The organism is Haloarcula sp. S1AR25-4, assembly GCF_031624555.1.
GTDB classification, from domain to species: domain Archaea; phylum Halobacteriota; class Halobacteria; order Halobacteriales; family Haloarculaceae; genus Haloarcula; species Haloarcula pellucida.
In genome coordinates this window covers 697,470-718,045 of the sequence record NZ_JAMQOR010000002.1, presented here as the reverse complement: position 1 = coordinate 718,045, position 20,576 = coordinate 697,470, and the positions used below count along the sequence as shown (strand labels likewise).

Here is a 20,576-nt window from a genome sequence, read left to right as displayed (position 1 = left end):
GCGTTTACGGATCGAGAGGCGATAATAAAACGTCTAAGAGTTTTTGAAACCGTCGTAAAATGTGTATTTCACACCGATTTGAGCTGAAAGGCCCCGAAGCGACGCGAAGCTTCCTTTCTTTATATACTCCCTCCGATACAAGGCGTAGTCGAGGTGACACAGATGAGCGCTACTGCAACGCCCTCCGGTGAGGAAGAGCCCTCCAAAGAACAGCGTCTCAAGTCCTTCCTCGCAGAGAAGGCCGCCGACGGCGAGATGTACTTCAAGAGCAAGTTCATCGCGGACGAAGTCGATCTCTCCCCGAAAGAGATCGGTGCGCTGATGGTGAAACTCAAGGACAGCGCCACGGAGATCGAGGTCGAGAAGTGGTCGTACACGAGCGCGACCACCTGGCGCGTCGAACCCGCGTAACGTCGCTGTCTGGTGTCTGCCCGACCCCAGCTACGGTCCCCCTGTTCTCCATCCGCGGGCACGGCATATTTGTGCCCGCACGCTGTATTGCGATGTGATGAGTCGCCCTGCCGACGAACCCCCGTCGCCCGCCGACTTGTCGGGTGCGTTCCACGTCGCTGCCGTCCGTCAGGACGGTGAGACGGTCCGATACTTCGGTGACCCACTGGTCCCGCCCGACGCCGTCGTCGACGAACTCGGGCCACTCTTCTCCCGGCGGGGGTTCGACCTCCGACTCGAACGACAGTCCGCGACGGGCACGACCGACGGCGGGCACGACCTCGTCTCCGCACCGCCACAGCCCTACGCGCTGGTCGCGGAACCGACCACCACGGGCCCCGACGGCGTCCCGTGGCTCAACGTCGGGCTATTGCTCGTGACCATCGCCTCGTCGCTGTACGTCGGCGCGAGCAGTTGGTACTACATCCCCGTCCTCGAACAGCCACTCCGCATCTTCGAGGCGTGGCCGTTCGTCGCCGCGATGCTCGGCGTGCTGGGTATCCACGAACTCGGCCACTACGCCGCCGCCCGCTACTACGGTGTGGACGTGACGCTCCCGTACTTCATCCCGTTCCCGTCCTTGCTCGGGACGCTGGGCGCGGTCATCAACATCCGCGGGCAGATTCCCGACCGGCGGGCGCTGTTCGACATCGGCGTCGCCGGGCCGCTGGCGGGGTTGGTCGCGACGGTGGTCGTCACCGTCGTCGGGCTCACGTTAGAGCCTATCACCGTTCCACAGAGCGTCTTAGACGGCGGCGCGCAGTACGCGTTCCGCTTTCACGACCCCCTGCTCATGCAAGGCTTACAGGGGTTCGTCGACGTCATGGGCTGGGGCGTCGAGTACGGTCCCAACGAGTCGGTTCACCCGGTCGTCTTCGCCGGGTGGGCCGGGATGTTCTTCACCTTCCTGAACCTCCTGCCCGTGGGCCAACTCGATGGGGGACACATCGTCCGCGCCATCGTCGGGCAGCGACAGGAGACCATCGCCGCGGCGGTGCCGGGCGCCCTGTTCGCGCTGGCTGGCTTCCTCTATCTCACGCGAGACGCCCCGCCAATCGGGTTCGGAGTCTGGTCGCTGTGGGCGTTCTGGGGACTGTTCGCCACCGGACTGGCGTACGCCGGCCCGGCGCGGCCGACGGTCGACGAACCGCTCGACCGGCGGCGCATCCTCCTCGGTATCGCGACGTTCGCACTCGGCGTGGCCTGTTTCACGCCCGTCCCGTTCGAAATCGTGGCCGCGTGAGCCGTCGGGAATGCCCTCCGTTTCTATCGCCTGAACTCCCTCAGCGCTCGATTTAAACGATCTGGTGGTCTCTGATGCTGTCTCGACGTCGAGCGACGACGCCGTGGGCCGGAGACAGCGACCTGAAGGACATAACGGTATGCTAAGCGGACACAACGGTCGGCGGTTTATACGGAGTCCCAGCCCGTAGCCGGGACTGGCGTATGAGCTCTCACCGCTGTGGCACCCCCGCTGACGATCCGAGTACCGACAGCGAGGCGGCCGAACTAACCCACGAAGAGCGTGCGACCGCCGCCGCCAGAGCCGTCGAACAGGTCGCGACGGCGCTGGCTGCCGACCGCTAGTGCGAGTAGCCCCGGTCCGGTAGCGAGGTGCCGTCAAGCGTCACGGCCCCGTCGGTGACGGTGCCGATACGGTGTAGCGGACAGGGCACGGCCTCGCGCGCGACCGCGAGGTCGGCCTCTGGCACCGTACACACCAGTTCGAAGTCCTCGCCGAAGAACACGCCCAGTTCGCGGCGTTCTTCGGCGTCGTCGGCCACCGCGTCGACCGCGTCGTCTATCGGGAGCGGTCCCGAGAGGTCCGCCCCGCAGTCGCTCGCCGCACAGAGCTGGTGGACCGACCGCGCCAGACCGTCGCTCGAATCCATCATCGCCGTCGCGTACTGCCGGAGCGCGACGCCCGCACGCACGCGGGGTTCGAATCGGAACAGGTCGTTGGCCCGCTCGACTTCGCCACGTTCGAACAGCCACACGGCGGCGCCCGACCGACCCAGCGTCCCGGTGACACACAGGGCGTCGCCCGGGGACGCGCCCGACCGGAAGACCGGGTCGTCGGTGTCGCCGAGCGCCGTCGTCGCCACGGTGAACTCGTCGTGGCCGTCTAGGTCGCCGCCGACGTACTCGGCACCGACCGCCTCGCAGACGTCCGCGGCCCCGTCGACGAACGCCGTCAGTTCGTCAGCGTCGAACTCGGGCGCCGCGTAGACGGCCACCGCCGCCGTCGCCTCGGCACCCATCGATGCGACGTCCGACAGCGACGCGCCGACGGCCCGCCACCCGGCGGTGTAGCGGGTCGTCCCTCCGGGGAAGTCCGTCCGTTCGTGGAGCATATCGGTGGTGACGACCTGTCCGTCGACGACGGCGCAGTCGTCGCCCGCGGCCGAAAGCCGGTCGCCGATGAGCGCGAGAGCGGCCTGCTCGTCCATACGTGGGGTGTCGTGGTCGGGGGGCAAAACGCACGGGGATGTCGGACCGTCGCTCCCGGTCGGTACGTTGAAAGCCGAGACGTGCGACGGACCCCCTATGGACGGCAACCGGTGGGCGACGATTGCGGGGTTTGCGGGGGCGCTGCTCGTCCTCGGCGTCCTCGTCTGGGTCGTCGGCGTCGACCGGACGCTGGCCGCGCTCCTCATGGCCGACCCCGGGGCGCTGGCCGTCGTCGTCGGTATCGCCGCCGTCTGGCTGACGTCCTGGGGACTGGCGCTCTGGGCAGTCCTCCGGGCGCTCGGGTCCGAGGTACCCGCCCACACTGCCATACTCGTCTACGCGGCGGCCGTCTTCTCGAACAACGTCACGCCGTTCGGACAGGCCGGCGGCGAACCGCTCTCGGCGCTGCTCATCTCCTCGGCGGCCGACAGCGAGTACGAGACGGGGTTGGCCGCCATCGCCAGCGTCGACACCGTCCACTTCGTCCCCTCCGTCGGGTACGCCATCGTCGGGTTCACCTTCGTCGCTGCCGGCGCCGTGCGACTCGGTCGGAATCTCGTGTTCGCCGCCGTCGCCGTCGCCGTCCTCGCCGTCGGATTGCCCGTCGCGGCCTACATGGGGTGGCGCTACCGCTACGAACTCGAAGCCGCCGTCGTCAACCTGTTCACGCCGCTCGTCAAACTGTTCGGCCGGGTGGTGCCCCGTCGCTCGCCGCCGACGGCGGCGGTCATCGAGACGCGCATCGAGAGCTTCTTCGCGGCCATCGACCGCATCGCCACCGACCGGGAGACGCTGCTCCAGACGCTCGGCTTCTCCGCGCTCGGGTGGGCGTGTCTGGCCGCGTCGCTGTGGACGTCGCTGTACGCCGTCGGCCACGCCGTCCCGGTGGCGACGGTGTTGCTCGTCGTGCCCGTCGGGAGCATCGCGAGCATGGTCCCGCTCCCCGGCGGGTCCGGTGCTATCGAGACGGTGCTGGTGACGCTGCTGGTCTCGACGGTGCCGCCGCTCTCCGGTCCGGCGGCCGCGTCGGCAGTCCTCATCCACCGCAGCGCGACGTACCTGCTCCCGACGCTGGTGGGTGCTGGCGTCGCGAGCGCCCTCGGTGCGGACCGTGCGGCGGCCAGCGCCGGGGAGTGAACCGTTCACGCCCGGAGACGCGAACGATGCGCTTAAATGACGCCGACGGAAAGCAAGTGCCAATGACGACACTCTACGACGCGCCCGCCGAGGATCTCATCGAGGCCCTCACCGAGAAGCTCGAAGACGAGGACGACATCGAGGCCCCCGAGTGGGTGGCCGTCGCCAAGACCGGCGTCGACCGCGAACTGCCGCCCGAACAGGCGGACTTCTGGGCACGCCGCGCCGCCAGCCTCCTCCGGAAGGTCGCCGTCGACGGCCCCGTCGGCGTCAACAGCCTCCGTTCTGAGTACGGCACCTCGAAGCAGGGCACCACGCGCTACCGCGTTCGACCCCACCAGAAGTCGAAGGGCTCGGGCAACATCATCCGCACCGCGCTCCAGCAACTCGAAGACGCCGGCTACGTCGAGACCAGCGAGAACGACGGCCGCCGCGTCACCGGTGACGGGCAGGCGCTGCTGGACGACACGGCCGGCGAGGTCATCCAGGACCTCGACCGTCCGGAACTCGAACGCTACGCGTAGACGCCGCTCTCTCCTGTTTGGCGGTCCGAAATCGTTTTCCGGCAGTCGCCGGTAGTTTCTGGTACTCATGAGTGGTGACCCCAGCGAGGAAGAGCTAGAGGAACTCCGCAAGAAGAAGATGGAACAGCTCAAAGAACAACAGCAGGGCGAAGGCGACGCCGAGGCCCAGCAGGCCGCCCAAGAGCAGGCCGAAGCCCAGAAGAAGGCGCTGTTGCGCCAGCACCTCACCGACGGTGCGCGAAAACGGCTCAACACCGTCAAGATGTCGAAGCCACAGGTCGGCGAACAGGTCGAACAGCAGGTGGTCGCGCTCGCCCGGAGCGGTCGCATTCAGGACCAGATTGACGAAGAGCAGATGAAGGAACTCCTCTCGGAACTCACGCCCGACTCGAAGAGCTTCGACATCAAGCGCCGGTAGATGCACTGTGGACTGCTGTACAGCGCCGGCAAGGACTCGACGCTAGCGGCGTTGCTTCTCGACCCGTTTTACGACGTGACACTGGTCAGCGGGACGTTCGGCGTCGTCGACCCGGACCCGGCCCGTGCGTCGGCCGCGGCGGTCGGGTTCGCCCACGAGACGGTCGAACTGGACCCCGACGTGGCCCACGCCGCCGTCGACCGGATGTACGAGGACGGCTACCCGCGCAACGGCATCCAGCAGGTCCACGAACACGCCGTCGAACGGGTGGCCGACGGGGCGTGGACCGACTCGCTCGACGCCGTCGCAGACGGCACGCGCCGGGACGACCGGGTGCCGACCGTCGACCGACCGCTGGCCCAGAGCGTCGAGGACCGGTTCGACGTGGACTACCTCGCACCGCTCGCCGGCGTCGGTCGCGGCGCCATCGACGCGATGGCCGCCCAGTCGCTCGATGTGGAGTCCGGACCGAGCGCACAGATACCGAAAGCCGACTACGAGGTGGAGTTGCGGGCGCTGTTGGCCGAGTCGTACGGCGACTCCGCCGTCGACGACGTGTTTCCCGATCACACGCAGTCGCGGGTCGTCGGGTTGCGGTGAGCGGTCTGAGCGCTGGCTTCACTCACTTCGTTCGCTCAGTCCGGAACGGACAGGTTCAAGCGCGCCCTGCCTGTACGCGGGTGTATGTACGACCGCGTCAAGGGTTTTCGCGACTTCTATCCCGAGGAGATGGCGGCGCGCCGGTGGGCCATGGACACCATCGAGGACGTGGCAACGCGCTACGGCTTCCGGGAGATCGGGACGCCCGCGCTCGAACCGACGGAGATGTACACGGACAAGAGCGGCGAGGAGATCGTCGAGGAACTGTACAGCTTCGAAGACAAGGGCGGCCGCAGCGTCGCGCTGACGCCGGAACTCACCCCGACCGTCGCCCGGATGTTCGTCGAGAAGCAACAGGCCCTCTCGAAACCGGTCAAGTGGGTCTCGACACGCCCGTTCTGGCGCTACGAACAGGTCCAGCAGGGCCGCTTCCGCGAGTTCTACCAGACCAACGTCGACATCTTCGGCTCCTCTGACCCCGCCGCCGACGCCGAGGTGCTGGCCGTCGCCGTCGACATGCTCACCGACCTCGGTCTGACCAGCGAGGACTTCCAGATTCGCGTCTCCCACCGCGACATCCTCGCCGGCCTGCTCGACTCCTTCGACGCCGAGGTGGACACCCGCGAGGCCATCCGCGCCGTCGACAAGCGGTCGAAAGTCGACCACGAGGCGTACCTCGATGCGCTCGTCGAGGCCGGCCTGAGCTACGGACAGGCCGACTCCTTCGACGAGATGCTTCAGAGCGGCGAGGACGAACTGGACTCGCTGGCCGACATCACCGGTTCCGAGGCCGTCGCCGAGGCTACCCAGAACCTGCGGGCCGTCCTCGACGCCGCGGCGGACTTCGGGGTGCGAGACCACCTCACGCTGTCGCTGACGACCGCCCGCGGACTGGACTACTACACGGGCGTCGTCTTCGAGTGTTTCGACTCGACCGGCGAAGTCTCCCGGTCGGTGTTCGGCGGCGGCCGCTACGACGACCTCATCGAGGGGTTCGGCGGCCAACCGACCCCAGCCGTCGGGTTCGCGCCGGGTCACGCGACGCTACAACTGCTGTGTCAGCGGGCCGGGGTCTGGCCCGAGGAAGGGCTGTCGACGGACTACTACGTCCTGCAAGTGGGTGAGACGCGGGCGACGGCCGCTCGCATCGCCCGTGACCTGCGGGAACTCGGTCACGTCGTCGAGACGGACGTCGCTGACCGCTCGTTCGGCGCACAGATGGGCTACGCCGACGGCATCAACGCCGAGACGGTAGTCATCGTCGGCGAGCAGGACCTCGAAAACGACGAGGTGACGCTCAAAGAGATGGACGAAGGCGAACAGGTAGCCGTCCCCGTCGACGAGTTCCCCGGCGAGTACGACCGGCCGACGTTCCAGGACTTCGCGGAGTGACGGCCTAGTTTTTAGTCGATCGGAGTGCGGTATCTCCGTATGCCGCCGACCCTCCCGAAGAAGAAGTTCGCCGGCGTCGTCGCCGTCCTGACGTTCGGGCTGACGGCGCTGTTCCCGATTGCCGGGCTCCCGAAGTTGGCCGCAGCGACGGCCATCCTCGGATTTCTCGTCGTGTTGCCGCTCGTCGGTATCCTCGGCGCCGACTTCCCGCTCGTCGAGAGCGACGCGACCAGCCAGGCCCGTTCGTCCGAACCTGAGCCAACCGAATCGCCGATAGAACGGCTCCGCGACCGCTACGCTCGCGGGGAAGTTTCTGACGAGGAGTTCGAGCGACGGCTCGAACGCCTGCTGGAGACGGAAGACCTCGCGGCGACAGTGGTCGACGACCGGGCGGCGGAACCCGAACTGACCTAGAGCGGGCGTTCCATCTCGTGTTCGGCCCGGTCGCGCAGGCGGGTCTCGAACCCGACCTTGTCGTACAGTTTCATCGCGACGTGGTTGGTCCGTGAGACGGCCAGCCAGACGTGGTCTAAGTCGTTCTCCTGTCCGTAGCCGAGCAGTACCTCGATGAGTCGGGTGCCGATGCCCGCCGACTGATACTCCGGATGGACGAAGATGGCCAGTTCCGAGGAGTCCCGTGACGGGACGAGGACGGCGTGGCCGACGGCGTCCTCGCCGTGCCAGACGACGACGTTCAGCCCTTCGTCGAGCAGCGTCTCGACCCAGTCGCGTATCTGTGTCTCCCCTCGCGGCGGGACTCCCTGTGCGCGGGAATCTGCGTCGAACTGTGTGTACATCGCCACCAGCGGGTCCGGCCCGTCAGCGTACGCCTCTATGTCCACCGTCCGACCGTTCTGGTCGGTGAACGTGACCGGCGGACGTGGGAACTGACGGATCTCTTCGGCGGACGGAGCCATTATGATCGGCCTACGGCGTGGACGGTCCTAAACCCGTCTATCGTTCCCGCCGACCGGGAGTCGGGCCGCACAAGTGCTTGCTCGACGAAATCCACCCATGCGCGCGTATCGGGTCGCCTACGACGGCCGGCCGTACAACGGGTTCCAGCGCCAACCCGACGTCCCCACCGTCGAGGACGAACTGCTGGACGCGCTGGACCGACTCGGCGTCCGCGAACGAAGCGCAGGGCCGCCAGAGGGGTACGCGGCGGCGGGCCGGACCGACGCCGGCGTCTCCGCCGTCGCACAGACCGTCGCCTTCGAGGCCCCCGGCTGGCTCTCCCCGGCGGCGTTCAACAGCGAACTGCCGGCGAGCGTCCGCGCGTGGGCCAGCGCCGACGTGCCCGAGGGCTTCCACGCGACTCACGACGCGAGCGAACGGACCTACGCCTACCATCTCTACGCGCCCGACGCCGACGAGGGACGGGCACGGGACGCGTTCGCGGCGCTCCGTGGCGACCACGACTTCCACAACCTCACGCCGGACGACGAGGGAACCGTCAGGACTCTCGACGGCGACCTCGCCCGTGACGGCGACTACCTCGTCTTCGAACTCCGAGCGGGCGGCTTCTGCCGGCAGTTGGTCCGGCGGGTCGTCGGCCTCGTCGCCGAAATCGCCCGCGGCGAATCGCCGCCATCGAAGGTCGACCGGGTACTCGGCAGCGACCCGCTCTCCGGCCCCGGGGGCGTCGCCCCGGCACCGGCGTATCCACTCGTCCTGACCGACGTGACGTATCCGGCCGTCTCGTTCGCGCCCGACCCCGACGCGCGGTCCAGCGCCCGCGAGGTGTTCGCCGACCTGCGGGCCGAGCGCCAGACCGCGGCGAGAATCGCCGGAACCGTCCTCGACGGCCTGCCGTAGCCCGGAAAGGCTTACTTCGGCGCCTCGCTTAGGCCGGGTCATGAGTTCGGTACCCGCACGCAGCGACATCGACGAGAGCTACAAGTGGGACCTCGAATCCCTCTTCGCGACGGACGAGGACTGGGAGGCCGCCTACCAGGAGGCAGAGGCCCTCATCGAGGACCTCGACGCCTACGAGGGGCGGGCGACCGAGGACGCCGCGACCCTGCTGGCGACCTTGGAGACCTACGAAGAACTGATGCGAACCGTCTCGAACGTCGCCTCCTACGCCCGGATGCGCAAGGACGAGGACACGACCGACGACACGTATCAGGCGCTGACCGCACGCTCGCAGTCGCTCTCCTCGGACGCCAGCAGCGCCGCCTCGTTCCTCGAACCGGAACTGCAGGCGTTGGAGTGGGAGGACATCGAGGCGATGATGGTCGACGAACCCGAGCTCGAAGCCTACGAGCACTACTTCGACGACGTCCTGCGGATGAAAGAACACACCCGCTCGGCCGAAGTCGAGAACCTGCTGGCCGAACTGGGCGAGGTCACGGGCGCGCCGGGCGAGGTGTACAACATGCTGGCCAACGCCGACATGGAGTTCCCCACGGTGGAGGACCCCGACGGCGACGACCAGCCCATCACGCTCAACAACTTCACGACGCTCCAGAAGCACCCCGACCGAGACTTCCGACAGCGGGTGTACGAGGCCTTCTACGACGAGTGGGAGGGGGTCCGCAACGCCGTCGGCACGGCCTACAAGAACGCCGTCAAGACCGACGTGAAGATGGCCCGCGCCCGCAACTACGACACCGCCCGCGAGGCCGCGCTGAACGGGCCGAACGTCCCCGTCGAGGTGTACGACACGCTGGTCGACGCCGTCCACGACAACCTCGATACGCTCCACCACCACGCCGAACTCAAACGCGAGGCCGTCGGCGCCGACGAGTTGCGGATGTGGGACCTCTACACCCCGCTCGTACAGGAGGAATCCCCCAAAATCGAGTACGAGCAGGCCTGTGAGTACGTCACCGAGGCCGTCGCACCGCTGGGCGAGGACTACCAGTCCCGACTGGCCGAGGGCTTAGAGTCGCGGTGGGTCGACGTCTACGAGACGAAACACAAGCAGTCGGGCGCGTACTCCGGCGGTACCTACGACTCCCAGCCGTTCATCCTGCTGAACTATCAGGACGACGTCGAGTCGATGTACACGCTGGCCCACGAACTCGGCCACTCGATGCACTCTGAGTACACTAGCGAGGAGCAACCGTTCGTGTATTCGGGCTACGAGATTTTCGTCGCCGAAGTCGCCAGCACGGTCAACGAGACGCTGCTGACCCACCACCTGCTGGAGACCGTCGAGGACGAGCGACTGCGCCGGCACGTCCTCAACGAGTACCTCGAACGATTCCGGTCGACGCTGTACCGACAGACCATGTTCGCGGAGTTCGAGCACAAGACCCACGAGATGGCCGAAGAGGGCGACCCCCTGACGCCCGATAGGCTGGACGACCTCTACGCCGACCTCAAGGGCGAGTACTACGCCCCCGCCGAACTGGACGACCGCATCGCCCGCGAGTGGATGCGCATCCCCCACTTCTACCGGGCGTTCTACGTCTACCAGTACGCGACCGGGATTTCGGCCGCGGTCGCGCTGGTCGACGGGATTCTGGAGGAGGGCGAACCCGCCGCCGAGCGCTACGTCGACTTCCTCCGCAGTGGCTCCCGGGAGTACCCGCTCGAACTCCTGCGCGACGCCGGCGTCGACATGGCGAGTCCCGACCCGGTGAACGCGGCGCTCTCGACGTACGGCGAGTACTTAGACGAGTTCGAGCGCCTGCTCTAGTCGGTCTTCGCCGAACGCGACGGCGGGTCGGCGACCGCTGGAGCGTATAAATACGTTTCACTCAGTATACCACCCAAAGGCACTTTGTGTCTCAACCGTGTAGTACCGCCCAGCCAAATGTCGCGTAGTCCCTCGCTTCCGGAGCGGCCACGGTTGGACCTCGACCCCGACATGACGCCCGAAGAGCGTCTGGCGGCACTCCGGGACCACTTCGAAGACATCGTCCGCGTCAACGAACAACTCACCGACCAACTGAACAGCGCCCGCGACCGTCGGGAGGACCTCACCGACGAGGTCGACCAGCTAGAGCGGGAGAACGAGACGCTGAAGACCTCCTCGCTGTACATCGCAACGGCCGAGGAACTCACCGACGACGGCGTCGTCGTCAAACAGCACGGCAACAACCAAGAGGTTCTGACCGAAGTCTCTCCCTCTATCCGCGACTCGCTGGAGGCCGGCGACCGCGTCGCCATCAACGACTCCTTCTCGGTCAAGGAGATTCTCGACCCCGAGACCGACGCCCGGGCGCAGGCCATGCAGGTCGACGGGTCGCCGGACGTGTCCTACGACGACATCGGCGGCCTCGAAGAGCAGATTCGGGAGGTCCGCGAGGCCGTCGAAGAGCCGCTGGTCAACGCCCAGCAGTTCCGGGACGTCGGCATCGAACCGCCCAGCGGCGTCTTGCTCCACGGCCCGCCCGGGACGGGCAAGACGATGCTCGCGAAGGCCGTCGCCAACGAGACCGACGCCACCTTCATCAAGATGGCCGGGTCCGAACTCGTCCGGAAGTTCATCGGCGAGGGCGCCCGCCTCGTCCGTGACCTCTTCGAACTGGCCAGCGAGCGCCAGCCGGCCATCATCTTCATCGACGAGATAGACGCCATCGCCGCCAAGCGGACCGAATCGAAGACGAGCGGCGACGCCGAGGTCCAGCGGACGATGATGCAACTGCTCTCGGAGATGGACGGCTTCGACGACCGGGGAGAGATCCGCATCATCGCCGCCACCAACCGCTTCGACATGCTCGACCGCGCCATCCTCCGGCCCGGCCGGTTCGACCGCCTCATCGAGGTGCCCAACCCCGACGTCGCGGGCCGCGAGCGCATCCTGGATATTCACACGGAGGACATGAACCTCTCCGAGGATGTCGACCTGCGGGCGATGGCCCGCCAGACGGACGGCCTCTCCGGCGCGGAGCTGGCTTCGATGGCGACCGAAGCCGGGATGTTCGCCATCCGCGACGAACGGACCACGGTCGAACAGCGGGACTTCCGCGACGCACTCGAAAAGATCGATCAGGGCGGGGAGACGGGCAGCCAGCCGGTCGCCTTCGCCTGAGCCACTTCGTACTGCGTCGGGTGGCCCACGGCCACCGGGACGCGCGGCGACTACCACACGTCCGCTTCGTCACTCGTCGCTAGCGCCACGCGAGGCGACGTAGCCTCGTCCGCGGAAGGTGAACCGTCTCGTTTGCTCGTCGTGACCGAGCACGCTGTCGACGACGTGGGCGTCCGTGTGGACCACCACTCGCTCCACGTCGCCCGTGAGGAAGGGGAGGGCGTTCCGGAGGCCGCGTCCGTCGCCGCCGAACTGGCTGGGTCGCATCACCTGTTCGGCGACGACGCGTTCGCCGCCGGCATCGGCGTACTGGAGCGTGAACGCCGCGTCGGGCGGGTGGTCGTCGTCGCCGTACCGCTCGGTCGTGACCGTGACCGTCGACCCGTCGCGCTCGGTGGTGGCGTCCGCCGTGGGTACCACCGTCGCTGGCTCGCCGACGAGTTCGACCAGCGCGCCGCTCTCCGGTTCGGGGTGGCCGTAGCCGGCGACGACGGCGTACTCGCCGCCGCCGAGATACCCGCGCGTGAGGCCGCCGTGACAGTCCTGTCCAGTGGGGACTGCCTCACCGTTGAACGCTCGGAGCGGCCACTGTTTCCGACCGCCCGAGGGCAGGAGTCGGCAGTCGGAGGTGTGTAGCCACGGCCCGACGTGGAACCACTCGCCGTCGACGAGTTTGTACAGGTTCCAGTGACCACACTGTAGTCGCTCGTGGCTGTGGTTGACCACCTCGAAGTCGACGAGGCCGTCGAGTTCGACGCGCTCGGTCGAGGGGCGGACGAACGCGACGGTGTCGGCGTCGGCCTCGTGGTACCACTGCACGCCGCCGTCGCCGGGGAACTCGGGGAGCGACCGTCCGGCAAAGCGCGACTCGGCCGCCGGACCGGGACTGGCCGTGTCCCAGACGGTCAGCGTCGCCTCGTCGTCGAACTCGTAGGTGCCGGTCGGTCGGCCGGACATCTCCGGTGACCCGACCACCTCGTACTCCAGTCGGACCCACTCACCGGGGGCCATCCGGTAGGTCTCGGTCATCCACGGGCCGACGGCTTCGACGCGCCAGTACCCCGTCTCGTCGCGGACGACCGTCGGGACCGTCGCCGCCAGTTCGTTGTTCTCGGTCGGCGCGAGGTGGAGGCTGGCCTCGTGGTCGTAGCCACGCGGTTGCCGGGCGTGGACCCGGCCGACGACGGGCAGCCACTGAATCCGGAAGGTGTTCTCGAAGTCGTTGCCGTTTCTGAGCCATCCCCGGATACGGGCCGGATGCTCGGCCGTCGCGGTGCGGTCGAACCACAGGGCGACGCGTCCGCCATCGTCCACGCGGACGTACGGCGAGAGCGCGTAGGTCCGTGGCCCGGTCTCCAACTCGACCACGTGCGATGGCTCCTCGGGCCGCGGTGGCTCGCCGGTCCGCCGGTCCGCTTCGGTGTCCGTCTGTGGCTGTGAGTGAACGGGCGTGTCGGTCGCCGACGGGTCGACCGGGGTGTGTGTCGCATCACTGCCGCCGTCACCGAACGAACATCCGGCCAGTCCGGTTACGCCGGCCGCGAGCGAGGCGAGGAGGGCGCGTCGTCGCATAGTCTCGGGGTCGTCCCCTCGTAGTAAACGCTTTCTGGAGGGTCAGCCACGGTTTGAGCGACGGGTCGCCGCGCGATTTAAGCCGCCCCGCCCGGTAGCGGGTCGCGTGCACGAGCGCGGCCACACACGACGGGCGTTCCTCGCGGGCGTCGGCACCGCCGTCGCCGGGTCGCTGGCTGGCTGTCAGTCCGGGTTCGACCCGCTGGCCTCCACGTCGCTGGACGAGTTCGCGGCGACCCAGTTCCGGCAGGGGCTGTTGAATCAGGGCTACACCGACAGGGCGATTCCGGCGAGCGTCGAGAAAGCGTGGGAACTCCCGACCAACCACGGCGACCACACTGCGGCGAAGGGGAGTCCGGTGCTGGCCCCATCCGGCGATCTCGTCGTCGCCGACGACACCGGCCGGGTGCGGGCCGTCTCGACCGACGGCGAGGTTCGGTGGGCGACGACCATCACGCAGGCCGGCCGCGGGAGCCACGGCACGGCCGCCATCGCCAACGAGACGGCCTACGTCGGGGCGTACGACGGCGCGCTGTCGGCGCTCGATTTGGCGACCGGAAAGCGGCGCTGGCGGACCGACCTCGGCGACGCCATCGGTGCGAGTCCGACCTACTACAACGGCGTGCTGTACGTCGCCGTCGAACACGCCGCCCCCAGCGGCAGCGTCGCGGCCGTCGACGCCGCCACCGGGAGCGTGCAGTGGCGCGACTCCCGGCCGACGAACCACCCCCACTCGACGGTGGCGCTGGACCGCGAGGGCGGCCGTCTGCTGTTCGGGTCGAACGACGGCCACGTCTACGCGTGGTCGTTCCCCGACCTCGAACGCGCGTGGACCCACGACACCGGCGGCGACGTGAAAGCGCCCATCGCCGTCGCCGACGGTCTGGCGATCGTCCCCTCGTGGGCCGGCACTGTCACCGCGCTGGACGTGGAAGACGGCGCCGTCGAGTGGGAGTTCGAGGCCGACGCGGACCTGATGTGTGCGCCGGCCGTCGATTCGGGCACCGTCTACGTCGGCAGTCACGACGACAACCTCTACGCCATCGCGCTGGACAGCGGCGAGGAGCGGTGGCGATTCGACACCGGCGGGTGGGTCATCGGGAGCGCGGTCGCCACGCCCGACCACGTCCTCGTCGGGTCATACACCAGTACGCTGTACGCGCTAGACCGGGAGAGCGGTGACGTGGCGTGGGCCGTCGACAACCGCGGCCACGTCACGAGCGCGCCGTTGGTAACCGACGACGCGGTATACTACACGGAACGGGCGGTCGACGGCGAGGCCGACCGACCGGGCTCTCTCTACAAACTGACCGCTTAGTCGTCTTCGGCGACCGTCGCCGCCCCACCGGCGGCCGGCCGTCGTCTCGTCGCCGTCTCGAAGTCGGAGAGGGCGCGTTGCAACGCCTGTGACTGACTCGCCAGACGATCGATGTCGTCGGTTGCGTCGTCTAGCTCTGCCATCTGCTCGTCGGTCGCCGTCGCCGCCTGTTCGGCCCGCTTGGCCGTCTGTTCGGACACCTCGGCGACGTCTTCGAGCATCGTGACGACCTCCTGACTGGTCGCCGCCTGTTCGTCCGTCGCCCGGTTCACTTCCTGAATGCCCGCGTTGACGTCCTCGACTTCTTCGGTTAGTTCGTCCATCGCCGCTAGTGCCGACTCGACGGTCTCGGCCCCGTTCGCGACCCGTTCGTTGGTCGCTCGCATCTCGGCGGCCGTCTCGTCGGCCTGCTCGGTCACGTCGGAGATGATGTCTTCGATGCGGTCGGTCGCGGTCTGCGTCTGGGTCGCGAGGTCTTTGACCTCGTCTGCGACGACCGCGAACCCGTCGCCGTCGCCGTCGGCGTGTGCGGCCTCGATAGATGCGTTGATTGCTAACACGTCGGTCTGGCTGGCGATGTCGTCGATGAGGCCGACGATATCACGTATCTCGTCGATCTGCTCTTCGAGGGCCGCCGTCGACTCGACCATCTCCGCCATCGTCCGCTCGATGTCTCGGAGTTCTGCGGTGGCTTCGCCGGCCAACTCGCTTCCGTCCTCGCCGCGGTCGGTGGCGCTCTGTGCCGTCGACGCCATCTCGTCGGCCGAGGACGCGATCTCCTCGACGGTCGCCGAGAGGTCGTTCATCTCGGCGGTGACGGTTTCGAGGTTCCGGTTTTGCTCGTCGGCCTCGCTGGCGATGTCGTCGGTCGTCCGGGTCACGTCGCGACTCGTCTCACGGGCGCTCGAGACGTGCGTGCTGGTCTCGTCGCTGGCAGCGGCGACGGTCCCGGAGAACGACTGGACCTCTTCGATTGTCGCGGCCAGCGCTTCGACCATCCCGTTGAACGACTCGGCGATGCGGGCCATGGCGTCCGCCTCGGCGTCGGTGTCCATCCGCCGAGTGAGGTCACCGTCGGCCGTCGCGGCCATGACCTCGCTGTACTCGTCGGCGCGGTCGCGCAGTTGTTCGACGAGTTTCTCGGCCTCCGTCTGTGCTTGTTCGGCGGCCTCCTGTGCGTCCTCTGCCTCCGTCTGTGCCAGTTCGGCCTCCTCGATTCGGCTACTCAGGGAGTCTCTGACCTCGCGGAGAGCGACGCTCAGGTCGCCGAGTTCGTCCCGGCGGTCCATCTCGACGTCCGCGTCGAAGTTCTCGGCGGCCAGTTCCTTCGCGCTGGCAGTCAGTTGGTTGGACGTCTTGATGAGTTCCCCACCGACGATGATGGTGCCTGCCGACATCACCGGGACCGTAATCGCCCACGCGGTCAGCGCGGTCGTGAGGTCGCCACTGCTGACCGTGACTGCAACGACCACGCCGATACCACTCAGGACTGCCCAGAGCCCCTGACTAACGAGTACTTCGTACAGCATTCGTTCTTGCACCCGCCGAGGCATCAGTCCGACGAGCGTCCGGACTATCCGCGAAATCATTATCCGGACAACAGATGTTTGCGCATAAATAGATTCGCGCCGTGATATCAAGCGTGAAAATCCCCTCGCTACTCGACTGTCACGCCGGGTGGCCGACTCGGTTCGCGGCCGCTCAGTCCGATTCGGCGGTGGCGTCGTGACTCGCCGTCGCCTGTACGTCGGCACCGTCGGCGTGGAACGCACCGAGCGTGTTGTAGAGGCCGCGTTCGTAGATGTCCGGGTCCTTGCTGATGCCGATGTGTGACCCGATCTTCGCGTCGGCCCAGTACGCGCTGTGGGGGCCCTCGAACAGGCGCATGAGCAGTCGCGGGTCGACGTCCATCTTCACCCACCCGTCGTCGTAGTCGTCGGTGTCGAGGTCCCGCGTGTAGTCGAATCCGCTGCCGTCCATCGACAGTTCCAGACAGACGCCGTCGACCAGCGGAATCAGCACCGTCGTGTCCGTCTCGTAGCCGATGCGGGCGCGTTTCCCTTCCATGTTCTCGTAGGCGAGTGGCACGTACGCCCGGAACTCGTCGAGGGTGGGCATCGGGTCGGCCTCGTAGTCGAATTCGCGGGGTGCCAGTTCCTCCTCGATGTACCGCTGTTTCGCCGCGGGGTCGGCCGGTTCGAACGGGGCCGACCGCTCGCCCGTCGTCACGTCGACGTACTCGCCGGAGTTGAGGAAGACGCACTCGTGGGCGTCGTCGGTGTTCGCCTCGAAGAAGGCCTTCGCGTCCTCGCGCGGCGGGTTGGCGGTGTACTCGTTGAGGTGCGCGAGGTTACCCGCGAGGACGTACTCGCCCGCGAAGGGCATGTAGTAGGTCGGTTCGAACAGGTCGATGAAGTTCAGCGCGAGTTCGTGTTTCTCTTGGATGACCCGGTCGCGCTCGGCGATCTTCTCCTCGTGGTCGTAGTTGGTCACCGCCTGCGGGTAGAACTGCGCGGCGCTGTACTGGTGACACAGCATGTCCACCTCGCCGTAGTCGGCCTTGATCTTCTCGCAACTGGGTTCGGCGATGGGGTAGGGGCAGTCGTTCGTGTTGACGAGCGTCTCCTCGCCGTCGTCGATGACCGCCATCGAGTCCACCTGCGTCGACCCGGTCTGGTCGGCCTCGGTGTCGTACCACGTGCATCCGAAGAAGTTCCCACAGCGCTCGGGGTCACAGCCGTCGGCCGCGAGGACGTTGATGTGAGTGTCCCCACCGAGGTGGGTCCGCTCGTCGTGCGAGAGTTCGACCGCCTCGAAGCCGAGGTCCTCGACGGCCTCTCTGAGGTAGTCCCAGCGGTAGTCGTGGATGAGGACCGGAATGTCCGTGTCCATTCGTTCGAGGCTCTCCGGGTGGAAGTGGTCCGGGTGGACGTGGGAGACGTAGATGTAGTCGACGTGGTCGAAGTCTTCCGGTTCGAAGTCTGGCTCCGGGTAATGGGCCCACGACCCGTAGTACGCGCCGTCGATGAGCCACGGATCACAGAGCACGTCCACGTCGCCGGTCTCGACCAACACCGCCGCCGATTCCAGATAGGTCACTCGCATGGCGGAGAGGCACGGCTGAACCGACCATTGTTATCACTGTATTGTCCGGAATAACCTCGGGCTATCGTTGTGGAACACCGAGTCAACCGGGAGTAAGGTGCGTACAAGACGAGGCTGTCGACGCTCTGTTCGACCAATCCTGTGGTACCGGTGGCTGGAAACGAAACGCCTTACCCGGCGCGTCGTCGATGCAGAGTCATGAGCACGATTCGGGTGGTGTGGGGGACCGCTACCGGGCCGACCGCGCTGTCGTCGTACGACGCGGCGCTGGCCGAGGCGGGCGTCCACAACTACAACCTCGTGACGCTCTCGTCGGTCATCCCCGAGGGACCGGCCATCGAGGTGGTCGAGACCGCACCGGACCTCGGCCCGCCGGGCGAGGCGCTGGAAGTCGTCCAGTCGGCGGCGACGGCCGCGCCGGGCGAACGGGCCGCGGCCGGCGTCGGGTGGGCCCGCAGCGAGGGCGGCCCGGGCATCTTCTACGAGGTGGACGGCACCGACCCCGACGCCGTCCGGACCGAGATTCGAGAGGGTCTCGCCGCCGGGCGTGACCTCCGCGAGTGGGACTTCGTCGAGGAGTCGGTCCACGTCGAATCGGTCGCCCCCGAGGAGACGTACGCAAGCGCCGTCGTGCTGGCGACCTACGGCGAGAGTCACCCCGTCGTCTGAACGCCGCGCTGTCGGCCGTATCTGACTAGTCACGGGGTTTTTAGTACCCTACCGCCTAAGTGGAGCAGAACGTCCATGTATGGGAATTCGCCGCTCGGTGGCGACACGGAGAAAGTGACGCTCACGCCGGAGCAACGCCAGACGCTTCGCGAGGACCTCGCGGGCGTCGCCGCCCGGACGCGGGAACTACTGCCGGGCGAGTACGTCGTCGGGTCCGAGATAAGCGACGGCCAGACGGGACCACGAGCGACCATCGCCGTCCAGCCACCGGTGGGGTCGGTCGTCAGCGCCGACTACGCACCAGAAGACCCGGAGAGCGCGACCATCACCGACGCAGAACGCGACGACCTCGCACAGGGTATCGCCGCCTCCGCCGCCCTGCAGGTCAAGCAAGTGATGGGCGAGGAGACGACGCCGACGGCGCAGTGACCTTCTAGACCGCTTTCGTCGAACCGGGCGGGTTGTAAAACAGCGCGTAGCCGATGGACCCGCTGGCCGGCAGCGACCCGGCCGCGAGCGCGGCGACGACGCTGAGGGACGTGAGGACGGCACCGACGGCTGCTAGAAGCATCGAGAGTGCGATACTCGCGAGGACGAGGTCGGCCGTGGACAGCGTGGGGGCGGCACCGAGCATCGTGTCTGTCCGGACATACGCCAGCTAATTAAATATTATTACTAGCGTCGTCGCTGCACTGTCTGGGGGGTTACCTGGAAAAAACCTCCCGGGAAGCACTTGATTTGCTGAGCGAGATGCCACAAATACTCGGGGAGATCGGCCTCAAACCGGCCAATCTCCCCGATCGCTCGACGCTAATCAAGTGGTTTGATAGAATCAAGACAGCGCTCTGGCGAGTTGCTGTGTCTGTCGGCGCAGGAGGACGAGTCATCCGGTCACGCCGCCATCGACGCGACGTTCTTCGACCGCGAAAACGCTAGCAAACATTACTGCCGTCGGACGAATTACCGAGTGCAGACGCTCAAAGCGACAGCGCTCGTCGACACAAAAAGCCAAGCGATTCTGGACGTTCACTGTACGACTGAGAAACGCCACGACACACAGTTCGGCTGCCGACAAAGGCTACGATTGGATAGAGTTACGCGACAAACTCCGCGAAGAGGGCGTGAGACCGCTGATCAAACATCGTGAGTACCGGCCCATCGATCACGCGCACGCTCGGCGACGCCGTACGTGCGCGAACTTGGTACGGAGAATTTCGAGGGCTCGTCCTGATGTGTGCGGTTCACAACATCCAGTAGTCTCTGAAACCATGAAATCAAGCTACGTCTGGCGATTCACCACGGCCGATGAGAAAGGGTCGTCGTACACTGGTGCCACGTCCTCGTTTCTTTCGCAAAGATACCTCGGTAAGCCGCCGCAGTCACGCGGTTTTGATCATCTAGAGACGGACGATCGCACACCACCGTCCCGGCACACCTTATTCGTTACAGCAAACGAGATGATTCACAGTGTGGTTTCAGTAACGATTACTGATTCATTAGAATCGTGGAGTATTCGGGCACTGGATGGGTCAATATTGGTATAGGTAACAGTCGCTTCATACGAAAGAGATCCATTACAATCTCTCGTTTGGGTTTCAGCATCAGCCGTATATATTCTCGTGAGTATTTCTGACTCTTCGGAAGACGCATATGTCGTGGCTCGGATGGACTCGGTGCTATCTACAGAGGGAATCGTACCTTCTATCCGGATGGTGTTCTCCTCGGCCTCGACCACACGTGCATTGTTCTGTTCGCCCGTACACCTGTCTCCCACGTTTGTTATATTTGTCTCAGCTCTCGTAGGCTGCCCCCTCCTTCCGCCTAAACTGCACCCTGAGATCACTGCTACAGTAGGGACAGATGTTAGAAAGACACGCCGGTTCATGTCACACATCCGTTATGCGGTGCTGTATAAAAATTCTCACATTGACAGTTGAGGAGTGGTAACCCTAT

General features: G+C 66.5%; 22 protein-coding genes and 1 pseudogene. 16 read left to right on the top strand and 7 right to left on the bottom strand.

Going from position 1 to position 20,576, the window contains the following annotated elements; translation table 11 throughout:
- Positions 1–162: 162 nt before the first annotated feature.
- The 3 genes from NDI85_RS12325 (at position 163) to NDI85_RS12315 (ending at position 2,037) form a co-directional block, all read left to right on the top strand.
- Positions 163–411, top strand: a complete 249-nt coding sequence (locus tag NDI85_RS12325) for a hypothetical protein (protein ID WP_166966572.1) — start codon at positions 163–165, stop codon at positions 409–411.
- Positions 412–508: 97 nt separating this feature from the next.
- Positions 509–1,693: a site-2 protease family protein gene (locus NDI85_RS12320; RefSeq protein WP_188996048.1), complete on the top strand. Its 1,185-nt coding sequence runs from the start codon at positions 509–511 to the stop codon at positions 1,691–1,693.
- 203 nt (positions 1,694–1,896) lie between these two features.
- Positions 1,897–2,037 carry a hypothetical protein gene (locus NDI85_RS12315; RefSeq protein ID WP_166966569.1) on the top strand — a complete coding sequence of 47 codons (141 nt, stop codon included), beginning with the start codon at positions 1,897–1,899 and terminating at the stop codon, positions 2,035–2,037.
- Here NDI85_RS12315 and thiL read toward each other — a convergent pair.
- Positions 2,034–2,900, bottom strand: a complete 867-nt coding sequence (gene thiL / locus NDI85_RS12310; RefSeq protein WP_310915939.1) for a thiamine-phosphate kinase — start codon at positions 2,898–2,900, stop codon at positions 2,034–2,036. The genes NDI85_RS12315 and thiL overlap by 4 nt on opposite strands.
- A 97-nt stretch (positions 2,901–2,997) precedes the next feature.
- Here thiL and NDI85_RS12305 point away from each other — a divergent pair, with 97 nt between their 5' ends.
- The 6 genes from NDI85_RS12305 (at position 2,998) to NDI85_RS12280 (ending at position 7,386) form a co-directional block, all read left to right on the top strand.
- Complete coding sequence (locus tag NDI85_RS12305) at positions 2,998–4,038, top strand: lysylphosphatidylglycerol synthase transmembrane domain-containing protein (protein WP_188996052.1); 1,041 nt, start codon at positions 2,998–3,000, stop codon at positions 4,036–4,038.
- A gap of 62 nt (positions 4,039–4,100) precedes the next feature.
- The gene (locus tag NDI85_RS12300) at positions 4,101–4,562 is read left to right on the top strand and encodes a 30S ribosomal protein S19e (protein ID WP_188996054.1); all 462 of its coding nucleotides are present in this window, start codon (positions 4,101–4,103) and stop codon (positions 4,560–4,562) included.
- A gap of 67 nt (positions 4,563–4,629) precedes the next feature.
- A complete protein-coding gene (locus NDI85_RS12295) occupies positions 4,630–4,980 on the top strand; it encodes a DNA-binding protein (RefSeq protein WP_166966562.1) in 351 nt (116 codons plus the stop codon).
- A complete protein-coding gene (locus NDI85_RS12290) occupies positions 4,981–5,580 on the top strand; it encodes an alpha hydrolase (protein WP_310915938.1) in 600 nt (199 codons plus the stop codon).
- A gap of 84 nt (positions 5,581–5,664) precedes the next feature.
- Complete coding sequence (gene hisS, locus NDI85_RS12285; protein WP_310915937.1) at positions 5,665–6,972, top strand: histidine--tRNA ligase; 1,308 nt, start codon at positions 5,665–5,667, stop codon at positions 6,970–6,972.
- A gap of 39 nt (positions 6,973–7,011) precedes the next feature.
- Positions 7,012–7,386: an SHOCT domain-containing protein gene (locus NDI85_RS12280; RefSeq protein ID WP_310915936.1), complete on the top strand. Its 375-nt coding sequence runs from the start codon at positions 7,012–7,014 to the stop codon at positions 7,384–7,386.
- On the opposite strand, the gene NDI85_RS12275 is transcribed toward NDI85_RS12280, so the two are convergent.
- Positions 7,383–7,889, bottom strand: a complete 507-nt coding sequence (locus NDI85_RS12275) for a GNAT family N-acetyltransferase (protein WP_310915934.1) — start codon at positions 7,887–7,889, stop codon at positions 7,383–7,385. The two genes, NDI85_RS12280 and NDI85_RS12275, sit on opposite strands and share 4 nt — an antisense overlap.
- Positions 7,890–7,986: 97 nt before the next feature.
- On the opposite strand from NDI85_RS12275, the gene truA reads away from it, so the two are divergent.
- The 3 genes from truA to NDI85_RS12260 all read left to right on the top strand — a co-directional run bounded on the left by truA (position 7,987) and on the right by NDI85_RS12260 (position 11,959).
- Positions 7,987–8,790 carry a tRNA pseudouridine(38-40) synthase TruA gene (truA, locus tag NDI85_RS12270; RefSeq protein WP_310915933.1) on the top strand — a complete coding sequence of 268 codons (804 nt, stop codon included), beginning with the start codon at positions 7,987–7,989 and terminating at the stop codon, positions 8,788–8,790.
- Between the two features lie 40 nt (positions 8,791–8,830).
- Positions 8,831–10,621, top strand: coding sequence for an oligoendopeptidase F (gene pepF, locus NDI85_RS12265; protein ID WP_310915932.1), 1,791 nt, complete (start codon positions 8,831–8,833; stop codon positions 10,619–10,621).
- A gap of 117 nt (positions 10,622–10,738) precedes the next feature.
- Positions 10,739–11,959 carry a proteasome-activating nucleotidase Pan2 gene (locus NDI85_RS12260; protein ID WP_310915931.1) on the top strand — a complete coding sequence of 407 codons (1,221 nt, stop codon included), beginning with the start codon at positions 10,739–10,741 and terminating at the stop codon, positions 11,957–11,959.
- 69 nt (positions 11,960–12,028) lie between these two features.
- Here NDI85_RS12260 and NDI85_RS12255 read toward each other — a convergent pair whose 3' ends face one another.
- Positions 12,029–13,531, bottom strand: coding sequence for a hypothetical protein (locus NDI85_RS12255; RefSeq protein ID WP_310915930.1), 1,503 nt, complete (start codon positions 13,529–13,531; stop codon positions 12,029–12,031).
- A 106-nt stretch (positions 13,532–13,637) separates the two neighbouring features.
- Between NDI85_RS12255 and NDI85_RS12250 the strand changes: the two genes are divergently transcribed.
- Positions 13,638–14,849, top strand: a complete 1,212-nt coding sequence (locus NDI85_RS12250) for a PQQ-binding-like beta-propeller repeat protein (RefSeq protein ID WP_310915929.1) — start codon at positions 13,638–13,640, stop codon at positions 14,847–14,849.
- Here the strand turns inward: NDI85_RS12250 and NDI85_RS12245 are convergent.
- Positions 14,846–16,438, bottom strand: coding sequence for a methyl-accepting chemotaxis protein (locus NDI85_RS12245; RefSeq protein WP_310915928.1), 1,593 nt, complete (start codon positions 16,436–16,438; stop codon positions 14,846–14,848). The two genes, NDI85_RS12250 and NDI85_RS12245, sit on opposite strands and share 4 nt — an antisense overlap.
- 112 nt (positions 16,439–16,550) lie before the next feature.
- Positions 16,551–17,954 carry an MBL fold metallo-hydrolase gene (locus NDI85_RS12240; RefSeq protein WP_310915927.1) on the bottom strand — a complete coding sequence of 468 codons (1,404 nt, stop codon included), beginning with the start codon at positions 17,952–17,954 and terminating at the stop codon, positions 16,551–16,553.
- 198 nt (positions 17,955–18,152) lie between these two features.
- On the opposite strand from NDI85_RS12240, the gene NDI85_RS12235 reads away from it, so the two are divergent.
- Both NDI85_RS12235 and NDI85_RS12230 read left to right on the top strand, forming a co-directional pair.
- A complete protein-coding gene (locus NDI85_RS12235; protein WP_188996081.1) occupies positions 18,153–18,623 on the top strand; it encodes a pyruvoyl-dependent arginine decarboxylase in 471 nt (156 codons plus the stop codon).
- Between the two features lie 75 nt (positions 18,624–18,698).
- Complete coding sequence (locus NDI85_RS12230; protein WP_166966538.1) at positions 18,699–19,052, top strand: DUF5811 family protein; 354 nt, start codon at positions 18,699–18,701, stop codon at positions 19,050–19,052.
- 4 nt (positions 19,053–19,056) lie between these two features.
- On the opposite strand, the gene NDI85_RS12225 is transcribed toward NDI85_RS12230, so the two are convergent.
- Complete coding sequence (locus NDI85_RS12225) at positions 19,057–19,257, bottom strand: hypothetical protein (protein WP_188996085.1); 201 nt, start codon at positions 19,255–19,257, stop codon at positions 19,057–19,059.
- Between the two features lie 50 nt (positions 19,258–19,307).
- On the opposite strand from NDI85_RS12225, the pseudogene NDI85_RS12220 reads away from it, so the two are divergent.
- Positions 19,308–19,880, top strand: a pseudogene (locus NDI85_RS12220) (transposase); the annotation flags it as partial.
- A gap of 205 nt (positions 19,881–20,085) precedes the next feature.
- Here the strand turns inward: NDI85_RS12220 and NDI85_RS12215 are convergent.
- Positions 20,086–20,508 carry a hypothetical protein gene (locus NDI85_RS12215; protein ID WP_310915926.1) on the bottom strand — a complete coding sequence of 141 codons (423 nt, stop codon included), beginning with the start codon at positions 20,506–20,508 and terminating at the stop codon, positions 20,086–20,088.
- Positions 20,509–20,576 lie beyond the last annotated feature (68 nt).